This is a genomic window from Castellaniella sp. (genome assembly GCF_004321985.1).
In the GTDB taxonomy this organism is placed as follows: Bacteria; Pseudomonadota; Gammaproteobacteria; order Burkholderiales; family Burkholderiaceae_B; genus Castellaniella.
On record NZ_SCQN01000004.1, the window covers coordinates 1 to 21,715 of the forward strand.

General features: G+C 64.1%; 17 protein-coding genes and 1 tRNA gene. 11 read left to right on the top strand and 7 right to left on the bottom strand.

Annotation, left to right across the window (positions count from 1 at the left end):
- From EPN31_RS00090 to EPN31_RS00110, 5 genes are all read left to right on the top strand, one after another.
- A partial coding sequence (locus tag EPN31_RS00090; protein ID WP_291767985.1) for a Cu(+)/Ag(+) sensor histidine kinase occupies positions 1-1,185 on the top strand: 1,185 nt, incomplete at its 5' end.
- A gap of 60 nt (positions 1,186-1,245) precedes the next feature.
- On the top strand, positions 1,246-2,079 hold the full coding sequence (locus tag EPN31_RS00095; RefSeq protein WP_291767986.1) for an isocitrate lyase/phosphoenolpyruvate mutase family protein: 834 nt from the start codon (positions 1,246-1,248) through the stop codon (positions 2,077-2,079).
- A 27-nt stretch (positions 2,080-2,106) separates the two neighbouring features.
- The gene (locus EPN31_RS00100) at positions 2,107-2,475 is read left to right on the top strand and encodes a hypothetical protein (protein ID WP_291767987.1); all 369 of its coding nucleotides are present in this window, start codon (positions 2,107-2,109) and stop codon (positions 2,473-2,475) included.
- A gap of 12 nt (positions 2,476-2,487) precedes the next feature.
- Complete coding sequence (locus tag EPN31_RS00105; protein WP_291767988.1) at positions 2,488-3,183, top strand: cytochrome b/b6 domain-containing protein; 696 nt, start codon at positions 2,488-2,490, stop codon at positions 3,181-3,183.
- Complete coding sequence (locus tag EPN31_RS00110; protein ID WP_291767989.1) at positions 3,158-5,335, top strand: copper-translocating P-type ATPase; 2,178 nt, start codon at positions 3,158-3,160, stop codon at positions 5,333-5,335. Before EPN31_RS00105 ends, EPN31_RS00110 begins: the two co-directional genes overlap by 26 nt.
- A gap of 326 nt (positions 5,336-5,661) precedes the next feature.
- On the opposite strand, the gene EPN31_RS00115 is transcribed toward EPN31_RS00110, so the two are convergent.
- Positions 5,662-5,737 (bottom strand) — tRNA-Lys (locus EPN31_RS00115).
- Positions 5,738-5,808: 71 nt separating this feature from the next.
- Between EPN31_RS00115 and EPN31_RS00120 the strand changes: the two genes are divergently transcribed.
- Positions 5,809-6,609, top strand: coding sequence for a metallophosphoesterase (locus EPN31_RS00120; protein ID WP_291767990.1), 801 nt, complete (start codon positions 5,809-5,811; stop codon positions 6,607-6,609).
- A gap of 1 nt (position 6,610) precedes the next feature.
- Here the strand turns inward: EPN31_RS00120 and EPN31_RS00125 are convergent, their stop codons facing one another.
- Both EPN31_RS00125 and mnmD read right to left on the bottom strand, forming a co-directional pair.
- Complete coding sequence (locus EPN31_RS00125) at positions 6,611-8,743, bottom strand: glycoside hydrolase family 31 protein (RefSeq protein ID WP_291768022.1); 2,133 nt, start codon at positions 8,741-8,743, stop codon at positions 6,611-6,613.
- 145 nt (positions 8,744-8,888) lie between these two features.
- Positions 8,889-10,748 (bottom strand): tRNA (5-methylaminomethyl-2-thiouridine)(34)-methyltransferase MnmD, encoded by a 1,860-nt coding sequence (gene mnmD / locus EPN31_RS00130; protein ID WP_291767991.1) that lies wholly within the window; start codon positions 10,746-10,748, stop codon positions 8,889-8,891.
- A gap of 89 nt (positions 10,749-10,837) precedes the next feature.
- Between mnmD and EPN31_RS00135 the strand changes: the two genes are divergently transcribed.
- From EPN31_RS00135 to mgtE, 4 genes are all read left to right on the top strand, one after another.
- On the top strand, positions 10,838-11,677 hold the full coding sequence (locus EPN31_RS00135) for an inositol monophosphatase family protein (protein ID WP_291767992.1): 840 nt from the start codon (positions 10,838-10,840) through the stop codon (positions 11,675-11,677).
- Positions 11,674-12,888, top strand: coding sequence for a M20 aminoacylase family protein (locus EPN31_RS00140; protein ID WP_291767993.1), 1,215 nt, complete (start codon positions 11,674-11,676; stop codon positions 12,886-12,888). Before EPN31_RS00135 ends, EPN31_RS00140 begins: the two co-directional genes overlap by 4 nt.
- A 76-nt stretch (positions 12,889-12,964) precedes the next feature.
- On the top strand, positions 12,965-13,369 hold the full coding sequence (locus tag EPN31_RS00145) for an acyl-CoA thioesterase (RefSeq protein ID WP_291767994.1): 405 nt from the start codon (positions 12,965-12,967) through the stop codon (positions 13,367-13,369).
- 12 nt (positions 13,370-13,381) lie between these two features.
- The gene (gene mgtE, locus EPN31_RS00150; RefSeq protein ID WP_291767995.1) at positions 13,382-14,872 is read left to right on the top strand and encodes a magnesium transporter; all 1,491 of its coding nucleotides are present in this window, start codon (positions 13,382-13,384) and stop codon (positions 14,870-14,872) included.
- 99 nt (positions 14,873-14,971) lie between these two features.
- Here the strand turns inward: mgtE and secA are convergent, their stop codons facing one another.
- Both secA and EPN31_RS00160 read right to left on the bottom strand, forming a co-directional pair.
- Positions 14,972-17,728 (bottom strand): preprotein translocase subunit SecA, encoded by a 2,757-nt coding sequence (gene secA / locus EPN31_RS00155; protein WP_291767996.1) that lies wholly within the window; start codon positions 17,726-17,728, stop codon positions 14,972-14,974.
- 100 nt (positions 17,729-17,828) lie between these two features.
- The gene (locus tag EPN31_RS00160; RefSeq protein ID WP_291767997.1) at positions 17,829-18,800 is read right to left on the bottom strand and encodes a M23 family metallopeptidase; all 972 of its coding nucleotides are present in this window, start codon (positions 18,798-18,800) and stop codon (positions 17,829-17,831) included.
- A gap of 47 nt (positions 18,801-18,847) precedes the next feature.
- Here EPN31_RS00160 and EPN31_RS00165 point away from each other — a divergent pair, with 47 nt between their 5' ends.
- Positions 18,848-19,318: a DciA family protein gene (locus EPN31_RS00165; RefSeq protein ID WP_291767998.1), complete on the top strand. Its 471-nt coding sequence runs from the start codon at positions 18,848-18,850 to the stop codon at positions 19,316-19,318.
- A gap of 18 nt (positions 19,319-19,336) precedes the next feature.
- Here EPN31_RS00165 and lpxC read toward each other — a convergent pair whose 3' ends face one another.
- Complete coding sequence (gene lpxC, locus EPN31_RS00170; RefSeq protein WP_291767999.1) at positions 19,337-20,260, bottom strand: UDP-3-O-acyl-N-acetylglucosamine deacetylase; 924 nt, start codon at positions 20,258-20,260, stop codon at positions 19,337-19,339.
- Between the two features lie 242 nt (positions 20,261-20,502).
- A complete protein-coding gene (gene ftsZ, locus EPN31_RS00175) occupies positions 20,503-21,675 on the bottom strand; it encodes a cell division protein FtsZ (RefSeq protein ID WP_291768000.1) in 1,173 nt (390 codons plus the stop codon).
- Positions 21,676-21,715 lie beyond the last annotated feature (40 nt).

Below are 21,715 nucleotides of genomic sequence, written 5' to 3' on the forward strand. Positions count from 1 at the left end.
GCAACTTCCGGCCCCAGCCTCAGCCAACTCGCGAAGGGCGTCCGGCCAGTCAAGACGGTCACCACCGACAACGTCAGCGTCTGGCAGGCGAACGGTGAGACCTTGCGTGCCGCCGTGGTGCAAGCACCTTCCGCCGTCGGGCCGAGCGCAGAGCCGCTGACGATCGCTGTCGCAACGGGCATCGACTTTCATCTGCACTATCTGCAGCGCTTTCACTCCTATCTCTGGACGCTCACCGCAATCACCTGCCTGGTTGCAATTCTGGCGACCTGGCTGGCCGTCCACCAGGGGCACGCGCCCATCCGGCGCATCAGCCGGGAGATCCGGAAAATCAAGACGGATCAGCTGCACGTCCGGCTGGATCTTCAGACAGTGCCTGCCGAGTTGATGGAACTGGTTTTGGCTTTTAATGACATGATCGAACGGTTGGAGACACTCTTCCAGCGTCTGTCGGACTTCTCTGGCGACATCGCACACGAATTGCGCACACCCATCACGAACTTGAAAACCCAGACCGAGGTGGCGATTTCACAACCGCGTAGCATTGAGCAATACCGCGAAATCCTGTACTCAAACCTGGAAGAGTACGAACGCATGGCAAAGATGGTGGGCGACATGCTGTTCCTCGCTCAGGCCGACAACCAGCGGCTCAAGCCCGAACTCACTACGATCGATCTGGACGCCGAACTCCGGAACCTCTTCGACTACTTCGGCGCCTGGGCGGAGGAGCGCGAGGTCGCCCTCGAGATTACGGGAAACCCGATATGCATCCTTGGGGACCGATTGATGATCCGCCGGGCGTTGAGCAACCTGCTATCGAACGCCATTCGATATACGCCGCCCAGGCATGGCGTCACGGTCAGCCTGGCAACGAGCAACCACCAAGCCATCGTGCAGATCCGCAACCCTGGCCCCGTCATCCCCGAAGAGCACTTGCCTCGCATCTTTGACCGGTTCTACCGGCTGGACGCCTCCCGGCAGCGCAGTGGCGAAGGAGCCGGCCTGGGGCTTGCCATCGCAAAATCCATCATCGAAGCGCACGGCGGCAGAATCAGCGCCCAATCGAACATCAACGCGACCACATTTCAACTTTCGCTTCCGCTCATGCCCCGCAGCCAGTCACAACCGCCAGACGAGTTTGCCCATCCGTTCAGCGGCTTCGACCCCGGCGGACCCGAAACATGAACGGCTCGTTGCGGATGGAGGAAAATTGACCCATCCGGACCCAACATCGGAGGAATTCGAATGATCCAGAGCGACTTCTCACAACGCCATACGGCCTTTCGCAAATTGCACAAAAGCGGCTGCTTCATCTTGCCCAACCCATGGGATCCCGGCTCGGCACGCTGGTTGGAGCAAGCGGGTTTCAAGGCCCTGGCGACCACCAGCGCCGGGTACGCCTTTTCACGCGGGAGGCCGGATCGCAAGATTGGCGTCGACGAAGTGCTGCGCCATTGCAACGAACTGGTACAGGCGACTCGACTGCCGGTGAACGTGGACTTCGAGGACGGTTACGCTAGCACTATCGAAAAGCTGACGGACAACGTTCAGAAATGCGTGCGCACGGGCATATCCGCACTATCCATCGAAGATTCTGTGCAGGATGCGCAAGGTACCAGGCTGTACGACCTCGATACCGCAATCGAGCGCATGCAGGCCGCTCGTGAAGCCATCGATGCCATCGATCCCAACGTCATGCTGGTCGGACGCGCCGAATGCTTCCTGGTTGGCCAGCCCGACCTCAGTGAAACCATCAAGCGGCTGTCGGCGTACGCCGAGGCCGGAGCAGACTGCCTCTACGCGCCCGGCCTTTCCACCAAAGACCAGATCGGTGCAGTCGTCAGGGCGGTCGCGCCCAAGCCAGTCAACGTCATGATGGGTCCAGCAGCCAAACTCGGATTCAAGACACTCGCCGACATTGGGGTGCGCCGAATCAGCACCGCCAGCACCCTGGCGCTTGCTGCATGGACGGGATTTGCAAAGGCTGTTGATCGACTCAAGAACCAGGAAATTGACGGATTTGACAACACGATCGATTACTTTCAACTTTGCGAACGGTTTGGAGAGACGGACCGCTGAGCGATACACAGTAACCCCGAGGTCAGCATGAAAGCCCGCGTCACCCAGTTCATTGTCACAAGCAGCGCAGTGTTGAGCCTGCTGCTGTTGTTCTCGAGCGAGGCCCTGTCGGCAACCTCGCCGTCCTTTGCCATTCAGGCACCGGCCCAAGGGGCTGTCGTCAACAGCCCCGTTATCCTCCAGGTCGAAGTCCAGGGTGCCAAGATCGGCCAACCCCTCGAGGGCCTGGACCACCTGCACTTGTCAGTGGACGGCGGCTCAGAAATCGCCATCTACCAGAACGGACTTCTACGCTTACCACTGCCCCCTGGAAAACACACGCTCTTCGTGGAGCTTGCGGGGCCTACCCACGAAGGGCTGCTGCCCCCCAAAAGCGTCACGTTTACCGTGCGGTAATCCGCGGCGAGCATGGAACCGGAACGCATTCAGCGCCACAATCACACCGTCCGGCTCGCGCATGGCGTGAATGCCATCGCTGCAATCACCCTGATAGCCACGGGCCTGGCCCTGGGAGATCAGATCCCGGCTGTCCTGGTGGCCGCCGTGGGTGGCCACGCTGCGGTCAATGGGGTACACCGGCTCGGAGGGCTGGCTTTTGTCATCGCCCTCCTCTGGGCGATAGGCATATTCCGTTCACCCACTCTCGGCCTCGTGCGTGACATCGTGCATTTTCGACCGGACGAGTGGCGCTGGTTACGGTCTTTCCTGACATGCATCCTGTCGCGGGGCCGCCAGCCTGCGGCATTCCACACAGGGCGTTTCGACCCCGCACAGCGACTGGTTCTCATCGTGCTCTTGTGTGCGACTGCATCGGTCGGCGCGAGCGGCCTCTATCTCTACATATTGCCGGATGCACCCCGCTGGATGTTCCTGCTGGTCATCCGTACACACGTCTATGGTGCCTGGATGATGATAGCCGCGCTTTGCTTGCATGCGTTCGCGGGGCTGGGTATCCTGCGCACGCACAAAGGCCTGCTAAGTGCAATGTTCGGCGATGGTACGGTACCGATCCAGACGGCTCGCACACTCTGGCCCGCCTGGACACGGAAAAAATTGCACGCTCCTCAAAGGAATCCCCATGGATCATCACACACACCACCATGATTCGCATCCGGGGCACAACGGCCAACCGGACGCAGCCAGTCTCGCAGATTTGCCCGCGGGCACGATCTACACCTGCCCCATGCATCCTGAGGTGCGGCAGGATCATCCCGGCAATTGCCCGAAATGCGGCATGACGCTCGAACCCGTCATCCCGCTGGATACCGAAGACAACAGTGAACTCGTGGCGTTCCAGCAGCGCTTCTGGTGGACGCTGCCGCTGACGGTCATCATCACCGTGCTGGCCATGTTCGGTCACCGGTTCGCATGGTTCGACATGGCTACCCAAAGCTGGGTGGAACTGGTGCTATCGCTGCCGGTCGTGCTCTGGGCGGGCCGGACATTCTTCGAACGCGGCTGGCATTCGGTGATACACCGCAGTCCCAATATGTGGACGCTTATCAGCCTAGGCACAGGTGCTGCATTCGTCTATAGCGTTGTCGCCACGCTCGCACCTGAGGTGTTCCCGCAGTCGTTCGTCTCCATGGGGCGTGTGGCCGTGTACTTCGAGGCGGCCGCCGTCATCATTTCGCTGACCCTGTTGGGGCAGATGCTGGAATTGAAAGCCCGATCGCAGACTTCTGCCGCCATCAAGGCGCTCCTGGGCCTCGCACCCAAGACAGCACGACGCATCAACGCCGATGGCAGCGAAGAAGACATCCCGCTCAACCATGTGCATGTGGGCGACCTGCTGCGCGTGCGCCCGGGCGAAAAGGTTCCCACAGACGGCGTTGTCACCGAGGGCCAAAGCGCGGTGGACGAATCCATGCTTACCGGCGAGCCGCTCCCCGTCACCAAACGGGCGGGCGATGCACTCATTGGCGCCACGCTCAATACGAGCGGCGCGCTGGTGATGCGCTCGGAAAAGGTAGGCGCGGCCACCATGCTGTCGCAGATCGTGCAAATGGTCGCCAGCGCCCAGCGCTCCAAGGCTCCCATGCAGCGTATGGCCGACGTGGTGGCCGGCAAATTCGTGTTGACCGTTGTGGCGATCGCCCTCGCCACACTGCTTGCCTGGGGGCTGTTCGGCCCCGAACCGCGCTGGGTATTCGGACTCATCAACGCGGTGGCGGTGCTCATCATCGCCTGCCCGTGCGCGCTAGGGCTGGCCACGCCCATGTCGGTCATGGTGGCCACGGGGCGCGCGGCAACGCAGGGCGTGTTGTTTCGTGATGCGGGCGCCATTGAGAAGATGCGCGAGGTGGACACGCTCATCGTGGACAAGACAGGCACGCTCACTGAAGGCAAGCCGGCTTTCGACACAGCCGTCCCGGCTCCGGGCTTTTCATCAGAAGACGTGCTGCGCCTGGCGGCCAGCCTGGACCAGGGCAGCGAACACCCACTGGCCGACGCGATCGTCAGCGCGGCGCGTGCCCAGGGCCTGACCCTCTCTGTGACGGAGGCCTTCGAATCCAGCAGCGGCATAGGTGTTCGCGGCACGGTCAATGGCAAGCGGCTGGCACTCGGCAACACCGCCCTGATGGACCAGGAAGGCATCGACGTTATAGCGTTACGAGCAGACGGCGAGCGGCTGCGCGGCGAAGGCGCGAGCATCATGCACTTGGCTGTGGACGGCGCATTCGCCGGCATTCTGGCGGTCACCGACCCCATCAAGCCCAGTACCCGCGAGGCTATCGAAGCGCTGCATCACAGTGGCCTGCGCATCGTCATGGCCACTGGCGACGGTCTGACCACTGCGCGATCGGTGGCCGGCAGGCTGGGGATCGACGAGGTGCATGGCGAGGTCAAGCCCGCCGACAAACTGGCACTGGTGGAGAAGCTGCAACAAGAAGGCCACACCGTGGCCATGGCAGGCGACGGCATCAACGATGCACCAGCGCTCGCCCGGGCCGACGTGGGCATCGCCATGGGGACAGGAACCGACGTCGCCATGAACAGCGGCCAGATTACGCTTGTCAAAGGCGACCTGCGCGGGATCCTTGCCGCGCGTCAGATATCCTCGGACACCGTGCACAACATGCGGCAGAATCTGTTGTTCGCCTTCGTGTACAACGGCATCGGCGTACCAATCGCAGCGGGCGTGCTCTATCCAATCACCGGCTGGCTGCTGTCCCCCATGATCGCAGCACTGGCCATGAGCCTGAGCTCCGCTTCGGTGATCTTCAATGCTCTGCGGTTGCGGCGTGCAAAGTAGCCGGTGACACGACGAGATTCACGTCGGGGCAGGCTAACGCGCACGCCCCGTGCCGCACCAGCAGCAGTCTGGAATACGGCTGCCCGGCTGAGTGCCTGCAGGAATTCGAGCATGAGGTCTCAGAGCAATGTCACCAGAGGCGACCGCATACGGGGAAACACATATTCACGCGCTGCAATTCCAGCGGCAAAATACCGCAGATAGGCGCACGATGCCACGATCGGACGGGCCGCACGGGTGCGGCTCCATTCAGTCATGGCTAGCCGGCGACTTCGAGGCAACTCAACCGACCATTCAGCTAAATAACTGAAAGAGAAAGGAAATTCTGGTGGGTCGTGCGCGGCTCGAACGCGCGACCAACGGATTAAAAGTCCGGTGCTCTACCAACTGAGCTAACGACCCAATGTGAGCCCGCTATTCTGACAGCATCAAAAATTCGCGTCAAGCTGCAGTCATCTTTCGGGAAAAGTGCCATGACATCCACCCATCGTTCAGAACCATTGACGCTGAATATCCTCTCGGACCTGCACCTGGGAGTGCAAGGCATGCCGCTGCCTCAGGTACAGGCCGACATCACCATCCTGGCGGGTGACATCGCACGCCCTGCGGCCGCCATGCAGTGGGCCAGCCAGTTCGACCGCCCAGTGGTGTATGTGGCCGGCAACCACGAATTCTACGGCGGCAGCATCCCGGCCGTACGCGATGAACTCGCCCGATGCGCGAAGGCCTGTGGCGTGCATCTGCTGGACCAGCAATCCCTGGAGATCGACGGCGTGCGATTCCTGGGCACGACGCTATGGACGGATTTCGAACTATTCGGCGCAGAATGCCGGGACTTGGCCATGGAGCGCTCGGCCGAGTTCATGCGCGACTTCCAGGTCATCCGCAACGCCGACGGCTCGACCTACACACCCCAGGATTCCATTGAACTCTTCCACGAACAGTACGCCTGGCTGGACGCAGCGCTGGATGATCCGTTCGACGGGCCGACGGTCGTCATCACGCACCACGCACCCAGCATGCGCAGCGTACACCCGCGGTTCGCCGAATCTCTGGTCAGTGCGGGCTTCGTCTCCGACTGCACCAGCCTGCTGGGTCGGGCCGACCTCTGGATTCACGGCCATACTCACGACAGCTTCGACTACACGGTCTACGGCACGCGGGTACTGTGCAACCCTCGCGGGTACTGCCGCGACGGGGTGAATGAAAACCCGGCCTTCGATCCCGACCTGTGCATCCAGGTCCCCGCGCACCGGCTGCTGGATCCAGCCTGACTCACCGCGCCCGCGAGATCCTTACCTCGGCCCCGCGGCGCTTCACCTCGAGCCCCTGTGACGACAGGATACGCAGGCCTTCCAGCCCCTTGATGTAGCTGGATCCCTGCATCTGCATGACCCGGATCTTGTTGCGCATGACGACCGGATTGTGCTCGGGCATGCCGAACATCCAGACCTCTTCCAGGATGCGCGCGGAATTGATCTCGCCCGTATGCTGCGCGACCGGGCCCAGGCACAGGATGTGGCCTTCGCGCCCGAATACCGGCAGCGTCTGCAGCCCGGCATGGACCGTCCAGTGTGTGCCGCCTTCGTAGCGCCAGCCAGTATTCAGATCCCACCAGGCATCGCCCTTCGGCAGGTAGACTTCCAGCGTTTCGCCCGGCTGCATTACCGGTGCCACCAACAGGGCCGGCCCCAACAGATACTGGGTATCCCACAAATGGGCCTGCTGATCCGCTGGGAAAGCTTGTGCCATGGACCGCTGGACCGGCAGGCCGGTGCGCACGGCATCATCCACGATGCCGGCCACATATGGCAGCAGGCGGTAGCGCCACTGCAGCCAATGGACCACGAGCGAGCGCGTCCGCGCATCAAAAGCATCCGGCATCAGCGCGGGCAGCCCCTGGAGGCTGAAATTACCCGAAAACACGCACATGGATAGCCAGCGCACATACAGTTCGGGCGTCATGCCATCCACGGCTCGAGCGGGATCACCCAGGCGATGCGTCTGCACGGCAACACCGCTGTTTCCCACGGACAGCGCGGCACGCAGCGATTCGGCATAGCCAGCCCAGGTGTTGTCAACTGAGGGACCCTGCTGCCAGGCATAGCGTTGAACACCCGGAAACAGGTCGCGGCTCACCATCACGCCTTCCTGGGGCGTGCGCGGCCCCGCGACGGCGTCAAACAACGCCTGGCGCGCCAGGTGGGGATAGACGTTGCGAAGCACGGCCCCAGACTCGCCCCCCCGGGCCTCGATCCCGGGCGGAAAGTCCAGCCGCGCCTGGCATATCGGGGCATCGAGCCCCTCTTCCACTGCCTGAAGATGACGCTCCGTCCAGAGCCGGCGGGCGTCCTTGTGGGTCAGATCCAGCAGTCCGAAAGGCCTGCCGCCAGACGCGGCATTCCCCGGGCACAGCCAGACATTGCCGTCGGCTCCGCACAGCAGCCAGCCGCGGTCTGCCCACTCCTCGAAAAGCGGCGTGCCCTGCAGCACTCCTGGAAAGCAGGAACCCGCCAGATGGACATTGACAGCCTGTGCCCGGGTCAGCGATTCCCGCCAGTCGGCGACTCGCCCGGTCCATTCGAAGGCGGGCTTGTCGGCCTGAAAACCGACAATCGCGGGGTCTGACAATGCCAGCACATCCATGGCCATGCCCTGGGACCGCATGCTGCGGATTTGCTCCAGGCTGGCGGCCAGGGACTGCCCCGGCGCCTGATCCAGCCACACCCCCATGGGCCACAGATTCGGCTGGCCCGCACGGCCGGTGAGCGCCGTGTACTGATTCAGGATCTCTGATGGGTCCCCGACGAACAGGAAGACATCCAGCCCGATGGCAGTCGCCCGAATGTCGTAGTGGGCGCCCCCCCGCAAATCGTGAACCACCCGATCGAGCGTATTGACATAAACCCCCCATCCGCGCGGGCTCCACGCCAGCGGCAGCGTGCGATCAGCCGCGACATCCGTGGCAAGGCACTCGCCCCTCCGGTCTGCGTCGCCCTGGGTCTCGCCCAAGCCGTACAGGCCCTCATCCTCGTCCAGCAGCCAGTCCAGGCGCCAGACACCGCCTTCTTCCGGCAACGCGAAGCGTGCCGTGGCCACCGGCTCGCCACCGCGCAGCAACTGCAGAAGCGGAGAGGCACTCCCGCTGATCTGCAAAGCGGTTTCGCCTTGTGCCAAACGCCAGCAACCGGGCTCCGGAGACGAGATCTCGAGTTCCCCAACCGCCTCTTCACGCGCCAGCAGCAGGGCCGCATGGCGCTGCGCACGGACCGACGGCTTGGCTGGCGCCAGCCACCCCGCAGGTCCACAGCGCAATCGATACACCCCCGGCGCATGGGCTTCGACCCTCAGGCGCCACTCATCCGAATGAAACGTCCATTCAGCGCAGGATGGTGTCGAGGCGACCAAGCCGATTGCAAAAATGGGGTCCGCCAGTTCAGTGGTGGGCGACACAGCGTGATCCTCTGGGCATAGGCCCGCTCAAGTCTTGTAAAGGACATTATTCTGACGGATTTGCGCCATAAAATAAAATCCACATTGAGGAAGGGCCATTCTAGCGAACGCGGATCCTGTGAATCAGCTCCCGTTCGAGCGGCAACGGCTCCCCGTAGATCTGCGCCGCAATCAGGTCCCCCGCCAGCGCGGACCAGCTCAGGCCACGCGATCCATAGGCACAAGCCAGCCACAATCCATCCATCCCCGGCACCTGGCCTACGATGGGCAAATGGTCGCGCGTTGCCGCCCGCCACCCCGCCCAGGCCATGGGCTCGCCCTGTCCTAGCCAAGGAATCGCGCCCTGGGGCAGCCAACCGGCCAGCCTGGCCAGAATGTCCTCGTGGCCAGCTGTATCTGCCAGACAGTCTTGGGCGGCGAGCCGGTAAGTGCTGCCCGCCACCCCCCACCCGTTCTGCGGCGGCAGGCAATAGCCGTTTCCAGCCAGAATACAGCGGGGTACCTGCCCCCCGCCGCCGCCGAGAACGGGATACAAGCTGAGCTGCCCGGCAATGGCGGTCACTCCCGACAATACCGGCCAAAGTGCCCGCGGCGAAGCAGCCCGCGCCAGCAATGGCCCTGCCTCGCGCGCGTTGGCCAGCACCACTTGTCCGGCAACCTGCAGCACCCGCCCGCCAGCATCCAGAAGTTCCCATCCCTCCAGGCCCCGACGCAATCCCTCGATGCGCTGCGCACGCCGCCGGATTCCCCGGCCCGTCCCCAACGCCTGCAACAGACCCTCCAGAGAAACCTGGAGTGCCTCCGGAAACCACAAGCCGCCCCAGGGCAGGGTCACACCAGACCGCTCTTGTGCGGCATCAGCCTCCAGGCGGTCAACCCAGGTGTCGGGAAACTGCAACCGCCCAAGGGCACGCCGCTGCAAGTCCGCCTGGTCCGGGGTCTGGGCGCAGACGAGCGCGCCGCACGCGGACGGACGCGCGCCGGAGGCCAACGTCATCCAGCGCGCCCAGGCCCTCTCGAGACCGACACGGGACAACCGCGACCGGGTGTCATCATCAGGGCTCAGCGCCGGGACCAGCGCAGCGCCCCCCGACGGTGTCTGCGACGGACCGGTACCTGGAGCCGGATCCCAGATCTCGACATCGGCACCCCGCAAAGCCAGCGCCTGGGCCACGCCAGCCCCCGCAAGGCCGGCACCGATGACGGCAACCTGGCCCATCGCCACAGGAGGCGACTGACCCAACCCGGGGCGCAACACGGCAACGGTCATGTCCCGCTTGCTGGCGAACCCGGGCGCCCGCGACACCAGAAACCCCGCATCACGCAAGTCCCGCCGCACCTGTCCGGCCGCACACCAGCTCGCCGCGGTGGCCCCCGCCACGGCCAGCCGGCGCATCTGGCCAAACACATGGGGAGACCACATCGCCGGATTCACACGCGGCGCAAAGCCGTCCAGATAAAAGGCATCCACCCATGCCTGCACCTGCCGGGCCAGACGCTCGATGCGGCCAAAGGCCAGGGTCAGTGTGACGGCCCCACCCGCCAGCTCGATCCGATGCACTCCAGGCAGCAAGGCGGGCCAATGTTCGCCCAGTTCCTCGGCCAAGGGCCGCATCGGCGGCGGCAGCCCAAGCCAGGCACGTTGCAGGTCCGGCAGCGCGAACGGATGGGCTTCGAAAGCCACATAGTGCAGGCGTGCGCAGCGGTCGGTGTCATCGCACCAGGCCTGCCAGGTCGCCAGGAAATTCTGCCCCAGACCGAATCCAGTCTCACAGATCGTGAAGGCGCTTCGGCCCTGCCACCGCGACGGCAGGCGGTTGCCGCCCAGAAAGACATGGCGGGCCTGAGCCAGAGCCCCCGCATCGCTGTGATACACGTCGCCATAGCGGTCGCTGCACGGAACCCCCTGCGGATTCTCGTGCCAGACGGCAGGACTCAGGATTTCGAAACTGCCCGACATTCAGTAACGCCACCACCCGGTCAAGTACAATGGACACAACCCGCCTTGCGGGCCACGACGGCTCCGCGGCGCAGCACAGGGCTTTCTCCATGTCCACACCGCATCTGTTGTCCGCCGATTGCCTGGATGCCGCCGTCACGGCCGCACACACGGCTGCCGCCATTTTACAAACGCACGCGCTGCACCGGGTTGACCTGGTCGTGGATTTCAAGACCCGCAACGACCTGGTTTCGCAGGCCGACCGGGACGCGGAACGCGCCATCATCGACACCCTGCGGGCACGTACCCCCGACATCGGGATCATTGCCGAAGAGTCCGGCGGCGAACGCGGCACGACCGCCACCTGGTCCATCGACCCGCTGGACGGCACGACCAACTTCCTCAGCGGCATTCCGCACTACGCGGTGTCCATTGCACTCATCGGCCACGCGGGCTGCCGCCCGGATGGCCATACCCCTCTCCCACAGGACACCCCGCTCATCGGGGTGATCTACGACCCCAACCGCGAGGAACTGTTCTCCTCGCTGTACGGGCTGGGAGCGTGGCTCAACGGGCGGCGCATCTACTGCTCCGGCACGACCCGCCTGGACCAGTCCGTGATCGCCACCGGTCTCCCGTTCCGCGACTTTTCGTTCGAGGCCCAGTACATGCCGGGCCTGCAGGACGCCATCCACCAGACCCGGGGCATCCGGCGCCTGGGCTCGGCAGCGCTCGATCTGGCCTGGACCGCCTGCGGGCGCTACGATGGGTATTGGGAAATGGGCCTGGCCCCGTGGGACGTTGCCGCCGGCACGGCACTGGTACGCGCCGCCGGTGGAATCTGCGAAGACATCCACCACCAAGAGCCCTGGCCCGAAAGCGGCTACGTATACGCCGGCAACCCCCACGTTGCGCCCGCACTGGACGCGTTGATTGCCAGACACCTATGACTACCCCGCTGATTACCACCCTGGAGCAATGGCTGCCGGACATGACCCGGGTCCGGCGCGACATCCACGCCTGGCCGGAGCTGTCCTTCCAGGAAGTCCGCACCGCGGATACCATCGCACGCCTGCTGGAATCCTGGGGCATTGAAACTGCCCGAGGCCTGGGCGAGACCGGCGTCGTGGGCCGCATCGACGGTGAACGACCCGGCCGATCCATTGGCCTGCGGGCCGACATGGACGCACTGCCCATGTCCGAAGCCAACACCTTCGCACATGCCAGCCGCAACCCAGAGGCGATGCACGCTTGCGGCCACGACGGCCATATCACGATGTTGCTGACGGCCGCCCGCTACCTGGCTCAGACCAAGGACTTCCCTGGCACGGTGTATGTGATCTTCCAGCCCGCCGAAGAAGGCGGCGCTGGCGCGCGCCGCATGATCCAGGACGGCCTGTTCGAGGACTTCCCCATGGATGCGGTGTTCGGCATGCACAACTGGCCGGGCATGCCGGTGGGCTCGTTCGGCCTCACGGCCGGCCCCATCATGGCCTCCAGCAGCACCTTCGAGATCATCCTGAAGGGCCGCAGCGCCCACGGAGCCATGCCGCATCTGGGGATGGACCCCGTCGTGGCGGCCGCGCAGCTCATCCTGGCCTACCAGACCATCCTCACGCGGGATCAGGATCCACTCGAGGCAGGCGTCATCAGTGTGACGCAGCTGCGGGCAGGCTCGGCCGACAACGTCATTCCCGACAGCGCCGTGCTGCGCGGCACTGTCCGCACTCTGACCGACGAGGCGCTGGACCTGATCGAATCCCGCATGCGCGACCTGACGCAGCACCTCGCCCAGGCCCTGCGTTGCGAGCCGACCTTCAACTTCCTGCGCGAATACCCAGCTACCATCAACCACGCCGCCGAGGCCGAACTCTGCACCCAGGTCCTCTGCGATCTGGTGGGCAGCGATCGGGTGAACCCCCAGGTGCGTCCTTCCATGGGAGCCGAGGACTTCGCCTTCATGCTGCAGGAACGCCCCGGCTGCTACGTGTGGATCGGAAACGGCATGGGCGACCACCGCCCCAGCGGCCATGGAATGGGACCCTGCATGTTGCACAGCAGCAGCTACGACTTCAACGATACGCTGATCCCTCTGGGTGCCGCGTACTGGGTATCGCTGGCCTACCGATTCCTCCAGAGTCCGGCCGGCCCGGCGCTCTGATTGCCGTAAAATACGCGCCTCTGCGCCGCGCGCTGCACTGCGCAAATTCCCGCCCCTTCCATCCGCCGAGGTCGTCATGTCAGATTCCGCTCCCGTCACCCTGCCCTCCTCGGACCAGCACGCGGTCCTGCGCGTCATGCCAATGCCATCGGATGCAAATATCCATGGTGACGTGTTCGGCGGCTGGATCATGGCCCAGGTGGATATTGCCGCTTCCATTCCGGCCGCGCGTCGCGCGGGCGGACGCGTCGCGACCGTGGCGGTGAACGCCTTCACCTTCAAGCAACCAGTATTCGTAGGCGACCTGCTGAGCTTCTACGCGGACATCATCCATACCGGCCGCACGTCCATCACGGTCGCGGTCGAGGTCTACGCAGAGCGCCAGCGCCTGGAAGCCGAGGTGGTCAAGGTCACCGAAGCAACCCTGACCTACGTGGCGACGGACGGAAACCGCCGCAGCCGTCCATTGCCCCCGATCTGAGGACTCGCCCGCATGGCTGACGAGCAACCCGGCCTGGAACATCCGGTGACTCCGGGCACAGGCCAGCGCCGTCTGGACTCTGAAGACGCCCAGCTCGCCCTGCAAGAGTTGCAGACCATCCTGAAACGCCAGGAGGTCGTCGATACGCTCGCACAACGCCAGCGTGACACCGAGGACGAAGACGGCTCCAATCTCCTCGAAGGCATGCTGCAGCGCCAGCACGAGGACGAGATTCGCCAGATCATCAACTCTCTGCATCCGGCCGACATCGCCTTCATTCTGGAGTCGCTGCCCATCCATGAACGCCAGGCCGTCTGGCAACTCGTCGCCCCGGAATACGACGCCGACGTGCTGCTGGAGGTCGAGGACTGGGTCCGCGAGTCGCTGATCGAGTCCATGGACCATGAGGACCTGATCGCGGCCACCGGCACCATGGATGCCGATGAGATCGCCGATCTGGCTCCCGACTTGCCGGCGGGGATCATCACCGAAGTCCAGAAGGGTCTGACCGACGCGGAACGCGCGCAGCTCCTCGCAGCCATGGGCTATCCCGAAGACACCGTGGGCGCCATCATGGACTTCGACATGGTGCGCGTACGCGAAGACGTGACGCTGGAAGTCGTGCTGCGCTACCTGCGCCGCCTGCACGAGTTGCCGGACCATACGGACCAGATCTTCGTGGTGGATCGCAATGACCTGCTGCGCGGCACGCTGTCGTTGTCGCGGCTGCTGCTGAGCGAGCCGGACACGCTGGTGAGCACGGTGATGGAGCCGGACGTGCTGAGCCTGAACCCGATGGATCCGGACGCCGACGCCGCCAGCGCGTTCGAGCGCTACGACCTGGTCTCGGCGCCGGTGGTCGACGAACAGGGTCGGCTCATTGGCCGGGTCACCATCGATGAAGTCGTGGACGTGCTGCAGGAAGATTCGCAGGAGCAGCAGCTCTCGCGCGCCGGCCTGCAGGAAGAAGACATGTTCGCGCCGGCACTGTCGGCGCTGCGCAACCGGGCACCCTGGCTGCTCATCAATCTGTGCACCGCCTCGACAGCGTCCTTCATCGCTTCACGCTTCGAGGACACGGTCAGCCACATCGTCATCCTGGCCTTCCTGATGTCCATCGTGGCGGGAATCGGCGGGAACTCCGGCAACCAGACCATGACCATGATCATTCGGGCGATGGCCACGGGCCGTGTCACGGGCTCGAACCTGTGGCCGCTGGTCCGGCGCGAGCTGCAGGTGACCTTCATGGTGGGCGCCTGCGGCAGCCTGGTGGCTGCCACGTTCGCGTGGGTGATTTCGGGATCCTACGCGGTGGCCGGTGTGATGATGGCCGCCATGGTCGGCAACATGCTGATCGGGGCCGCGCTGGGGGTTCTCATCCCGCTGCTGCGGGATCGCTTCGGAAAGGACCCGGCCATGGGTTCGTCGGTATTGCTGACCTTCGCCACGGACTCGCTGGGTTTCTTTCTGTTCCTGGGCCTGGCGACGGTGTTCCTGCTATGAAGTGGTACGCCCCCAGAGGGCGCACCAATGCCCCCAAGCGGACTGCCGGCATCCCGCCCGGTCAATCGGGGAGGGGCCCGGTCAGATACGCGCGGCTGTTTAGGCCAGCCGCCCGTGGCAATGCTTGTACTTCTTGCCGCTGCCGCACGGGCAGGGATCATTACGCCCCACACGTGGATAGCCGCCGGGCGGCTCGGGCCGCCGGCCAATCACGGCGTCCGGGTCCTGATCCAGGCCTGGATCTTCGCCCCGCAGCGCCGCATCATAATCCGCGTGGTGATAGCGAACGTTTTCCAGCGCCGGCGCGGCGGGTTCCTCGACCTGGACCTGTTCGCGCGACTCGATCCGCACGGTCAGCAGCACCCGGATGGTCTCGGTGCGGATACGGTCCAGCATGTCTGAGAACAGGGTGAAGGCCTCGCGCTTGTAGGCCTGCTTGGGATCGACCTGAGCGTAGCCACGCAGATGGATACCCTGGCGAAGATGGTCCAGGGACGCCAGGTGGCTACGCCAGTTCGAATCCAGCGCCTGCAGGAGCACCGAGCGCTCGAACGGCTCCCAGCCCTCGCGTCCGACCAGATCGACCTTTTCCTGATAAAGGCGGCGCGCCTCGGCCACGACGCGGTCGTGCAGATCATCGTCCGTGAGATTGGGTTCCTTTTCGAGCATCTCGGCCAGCAGCATGGAGATGCTCCAATCCGATTCCAGCGCTGACTGCAGGCCAGGTACGTCCCACTGCTCTTCCATGGTTTCTTCAGGAATGTAGTGGCGGAACACCGAAGTGATCTCGGCATCGCGCAGATTGGCAATGGTATCGGCCACCGACTCCGACTCCAGGACCTCGTTGCGCTGGGCATAGAGCACCTTGCGCTGGTCGTTGGCGACGTCGTCGTATTCCAGAAGCTGCTTGCGGATGTCGAAATTCCGGGCCTCGACCTTGCGCTGTGCCGATTCGATGGAACGCGACACCATGCGTGCCTCGATGGGTTCACCCTCGGGCAGCTTCAGGCGCTCCATGATGGCACGCACGCGATCGCCAGCGAAAATCCGCATCAACGAATCTTCCAGCGACAGGTAGAAGCGTGATGAGCCAGGATCCCCCTGGCGGCCGGCCCGGCCGCGCAGCTGATTGTCGATACGGCGGGACTCATGGCGCTCCGTCCCGACGATACGCAGGCCACCGGCCTGCTTGACGGCCTCGTTGTCGGGCGCCCACTCGGCCCGGATCTGGGCGACCCGCGCTTCCTTGTCCTCGGCCGACAGATCGGCGTCCGCGTGCACCAGATCGATCTGCCTGTCCACACTGCCGCCCAGCACGATGTCGGTTCCGCGTCCAGCCATGTTGGTGGCGATCGTGATGTGCCCCGGCTTGCCAGCCTCAGCCACGATGACAGCCTCGCGTGCGTGCTGCTTGGCGTTGAGCACGTCGTGCGGCAGTCCCGCCTTTTTCAGCGCCTCGGACAGCCGTTCGGAATTTTCGATGCTGGTGGTGCCGACCAGAACGGGCTGGCCGCGCTTGTGGCAATCCACGATGTCGGCCAGGATGGCCTGGTACTTCTCGGCATCCGTCTTGAAGACCTGGTCGTTCTGGTCCTTTCGGACCATCGGCCGGTTGGTCGGGATGATCACGGTTTCCAGTCCGTAGATTTCCTGGAACTCGTAGGCTTCCGTATCCGCCGTCCCGGTCATCCCGGCCAGCTTGTCATACATGCGGAAGTAATTCTGGAACGTGATTGAGGCCAGCGTCTGATTCTCGTTCTGGATGTGCACGCCTTCCTTGGCCTCGACCGCCTGGTGCAGGCCGTCGGACCAGCGCCGACCCACCATCAGACGGCCGGTGAATTCGTCCACGATGATGACTTCATCGTTCTGCACCACGTACTGCTGGTCCCGATGGAACAGGCTGTACGCCCGCAGCGCCACCAGCAGGTGGTGGATGAGAGCGATATGGCGCGGATCATAGAGCGATTCGCCCTCGGGCAGAATGCCTCGCTCGACCATCATCTGCTCGGCCTTGATCTGCCCCGCTTCGGACAGGTGGACCTGCTGTGCCTTTTCGTCCACCCAGTAGTCGCCGTCGGGTTCGGGCTCATGCGGTTTGGGCTCTTCGGTCATGCGCGTCAAGAGTGGCGGGACCACATTCATGCGCACGTAGAGCTCGGTATTGTCCTCGGCCTGACCGGAAATGATGAGCGGCGTGCGCGCCTCGTCGATCAGGATGGAGTCCACCTCGTCCACGATGGCGAATGCCAGGCTGCGCTGACGCCGGTCGCCCGGGCGGTATTCCATGTTGTCGCGCAGATAATCGAAGCCGTACTCGTTGTTGGTGCCGTAGGTGATGTCGGCCTGATAGGCCGCGCGCTTTTCCTCGTTTTCCTGTTGCGGGACCACCACGCCGACGGTCATGCCCAGGAAGCCATAGAGGCGCCCCATCCATTCGGCATCCCGCCGAGCCAGATAGTCGTTCACGGTGACGACGTGCACGCCGCGGCCGTTGAGCGCATTCAGATAGACGGCCAGCGTGGCCATCAGCGTCTTGCCCTCGCCGGTCTTCATTTCGGCGATCTTGCCGTTGTGCAGCGCGATGGCGCCTATCATCTGCACGTCGAAGTGGCGCATGCCAAACACGCGCTTGCTGGCCTCGCGCACAACCGCAAAGGCCTCAGGCAACAGGGAGTTCAAGGATTTGCCGTCGGCGATGCGCTGACGGAACTCGCCCGTCTTGGCTTTCAGCTCGTCATCCGACAGGCCCTGCATGGCAGGCTCCAGCGCATTGATCTGCGCCACCTGTTTGCGATACTGCTTCAGCAGCCGGTCATTGCGGCTGCCGATGATTGTTTTGAGCAGAGAAACCATAAGTGTGTCGTCGCGGGGGGCCCGGCAATGGAGGGCCGGAGAATTGTCAGGTGCAACCGCCTACGCGATCACAGGTAAACGCTGCAGTTTAACGCAGCTATCAACCCCCCGCATGGCCGCCTTGGCCAGCACCCGCCAGGCGCGAGTCAGCCTGTACCGGCGGCGTCTCGTCCGCCCTCTGGACGAAGAGAGTGGGATCCAGCGGATAGTCCGCCGCCCGGACCTCGAAGTGGAGGTGCGTGCCGGTGGAACGCCCCGTACTGCCGACCCGGGCGATCAGATCGCCCTGCCGGACGACATCTCCCACCCGGACCAGCACGCGGGACGCATGCGCGTAGCGGGTGCGCAGGCCATTGCCGTGGTCGATTTCAACCATCCGGCCATACCCCGGCACAGGACCGGCCCGCACCACCATTCCACCTGAGGCCGCCCGGATCGCCGCCCCCCTGGGAGCCGCGAAGTCCAGCCCCTCGTGCATGGCGTACCGGCCGCTCACCGGGCTGCGGCGCCAGCCGAACGACGAACTCAGGTAGGGATAGTCCACGGGTGACTCCGTGGGGAGCCCCGCCCGCTGCCCCGACTGCTGCGAAAGCACGTCTCGCACGAGGGTGTAGGCGTCCTCCTGGGCGGTCAGGCGCTGCGTCAGCCGGTCGATGCGGCGCCCCAATCGTTCGGCAATGCCCATCCCCGCATCCGAGGACGCCGACGTGTTTCGAAACGCCGGGGCTGTCCCGGCAGTTACTGCTTTTCCGGCCGCCGGCGCAGCCGCGGCCAGCGGGTCCGGGACCAGTTCCGGCGCCGTGTACCGCAGTCCGGCCGCTTCGGCCACCCGCGCACCCAACGCCTCCATGGCCAGCAAACGGCCTTGCAGTTCGCCGACTCGGCCGGCCAGATCGGCGAGGCTTCCTTGCAGCCGTGCCGAATCATCCGACAGCCCCGAATGCACCCGTGACACCACGTCCGGCACGTTCTGCTGAGCCGACTGCCAGCCGGCCCCCGCCCACGCGGCGGCAGCCAGCGCCAGGCCGGCGACAGCCGCCACCAACCACACGCTAGAATGTGTCAGTGACAAGCTGCACTTAAGTCGCTTTGGAATTCGTCTCAACCAGAACCTCGCTCATGTCCAAATCAGCCTCCTTCCCGCGGTCGCGCCGGGCCGGTGTACAGGCCCTGGACTGGCTGGATCACCACCCCCAGGGATCAGATCTTCTGCAGACTGCCCACGAGCTGCTGGCGTTGCAGGCAGTATTGGCCGGTACGCTGCCCGCCGCGCTCGCACGTCGCATTCAGGTGGCTCAACGGAATGGGACGGAACTGACCGTCATGGTGCCCGGACCGGCTCACGCAGCCCGGCTGCGCCAGATGACACCAGCGATCGCCCAAAGGCTGCAGCAGTCCGGTTGGCCCATTGAACGGATTGTCGTCCGGATCGACGCCCGGGCGGCCGTTGGCGGGGCACAAAAGCCACTGAGGGAATTCCAGCCCTTGGGACCGGAAGCGCTGCGCTCGTTCGAAACGTTGAGCGGCCAGGTGGCACCGGGTCCCCTGGCGGATGCCATCCGCCGGCTGCTCAACCATCACGGGCGTTGAAGCCACCCGCAAGGAAGATCAGGCCAGCTTCCAGTCGCGGGTATACGCGGCAGGCGCAAGTTCCGGGGACTCGTAGGTGATGACTTCCCAGCAGTCCTGCTGCGCCAACAGCGCGCGCACAAGCTGGTTGTTCAGGCCATGTCCCGACTTGCAGGCGGAATAGCGGGCCACCAGCGGTTTGCCCGCGAGATACAGGTCGCCGATGGCATCCAGGATCTTGTGCTTCACGAATTCATCGTCGTAACGCAGGCCATCGGCATTCAGGACACGGTACTCGTCCAGGACGATGGCATTGTCCAGGCTGCCGCCGCGCGCGAGACCCATGGACCGTAGCGCCTCGACTTCGCTAACAAAACCGAAGGTACGTGCCCGCGCAATGGTCTTGACATAGGAATCGCGCGCGAAATCGACCTCGGCCACATTGGCCGTGGCATTGATGGCCGGGTGGCGAAAATCAATGGCGAACGACAGCGCAAAACCATCGTATGGTTCCAGCCGGGCCCACTTCATCGCAGGACCTTCGCCCTCGCGGACTTCCACGGGCTTGAGCACACGCAGGAAGCGCTTGGGCGCGGACTGTTCCAGCAACCCGGCGCTGCGCAACAGGTACACGAACGTCCCGGCGCTGCCATCCATGATGGGGACTTCTTCGGCGTCCAGATCCACATGGAGATTGTCCACCCCCAGACCGGCCAGCGCCGACATCAGGTGCTCCACGGTCGAGACGCGCACCGAACCCTGTTGCAGGACCGATGCCAGGCGCGTATCGCCGACCGCGTCGGCACGCGCCGGAAGGTCGACGATCTCGGGCAGATCCACACGGTGGAACACGATGCCCGTGTTGGGTTCCGCCGGGCGCATGGTGATTTCCACACGCCGTCCGGAATGGAGACCGACGCCCTTGGTGGAAATGACCTGCTTGAGGGTGCGCTGTAAGAGCATGGAATGATTTGTTCTGAAAGGCAGACTCACGAGGCTGGCGCGAGCCGCCAGAATCGAGTCATTGTAACCGCTCTGAGGGTTTTCCACGAGACGTTCACGAAGGTTTGCGTATCAAACCGTCAACGGCGTACCGCTGATACGCGAAGACGCGCACACCCCCAGGGGCAGGGGTATGCGCGTCAGACGCCAGGCTGCGGACCCGCAGCCTCACTGTGAGGGCCTACGAAGGCCGACGCTGAAGATCAGTCTGCCTGCTTGCGCAGAAAGGCCGGGATATCGAAGTGTTCCATACCCGCTCCCTCCAGGGCGCGAACCTGCGCCGTGGCGCTCGCATTGCCACGATGCCGGATCACTGAAGGAACATCCGTACCCGCGAAATCACGGCCACCGACCACGGGCATGTTGTCCGTCCCGTTGCGCTGCACCTCGGCGTTGCTGGACACCAGTTGAGGCCGATTGAGGTTCGCCCCCAGACCCGTCGCCACGACCGTCACCCGCAGGTTCTCGCCCATGGCTTCTTCGTAGGCCGTGCCGAAGATGACAGTTGCATCTTCAGACGCATAGCTGCGAATGGTTTCCATGATTTCGCGCGTCTCACGCATCTTCAGAGTGCGGCTGGCAGTGATGTTCACCAGAATGCCCCGGGCTCCATGCAGATCCACACCTTCCAGCAGCGGGCAGGCAATGGCCTGTTCGGCCGCAACCCGGGCACGGTCGGTCCCGGCCGCCACAGCCGTCCCCATCATGGCCTGGCCCTGCTCGCCCATGATGGTCTTGACGTCCTCAAAGTCCACATTCACATTGCCTTCCACGTTGATGATTTCGGCAATGCCTGCGCAAGCGTTGTGGAGCACGTCATCGGCGGCGCGGAAGCAATCTTCCTGCGTTGCATCCTCATCCATCAGTTCATACAGGTTCTCGTTCAGCACGACTACCAAGGAATGCACATGCCGCGACAGCTCGCGGATACCTTCTTCGGCCAGCCGCATGCGCTTGTTGCCCTCGAAGATGAACGGCTTGGTCACCACACCCACCGTCAGAATGCCCAGCTCCTTGGCCACTTCGGCCACCACCGGACCTGCACCGGTACCCGTGCCGCCGCCCATGCCGGCCGTGATGAACACCATGTGTGCACCCGTCAGAGCCGCGCGAATTTCCTCACGAGCCGTTTCCGCCGCGGCTCGTCCCTGTTCCGGCTTGGCGCCGGCCCCCAGGCCTGTCCTGCCCAGGCGAATCTGCACCGGCGCCTCGCTGGTGACCAACGCCTGTGAATCCGTGTTGGCGCAAATAAACTCCACGCCCTGGACCCCCGAATGAATCATGTGCGCCACGGCGTTGCCGCCCGCACCCCCCACGCCGACGACCTTGATCACGGTGCCATTGCGGCTGGTATCCAACATTTCGAAATTCATCATGTCTGACTCCCTCACGTACTGAAAAACGGAACAACTTCCC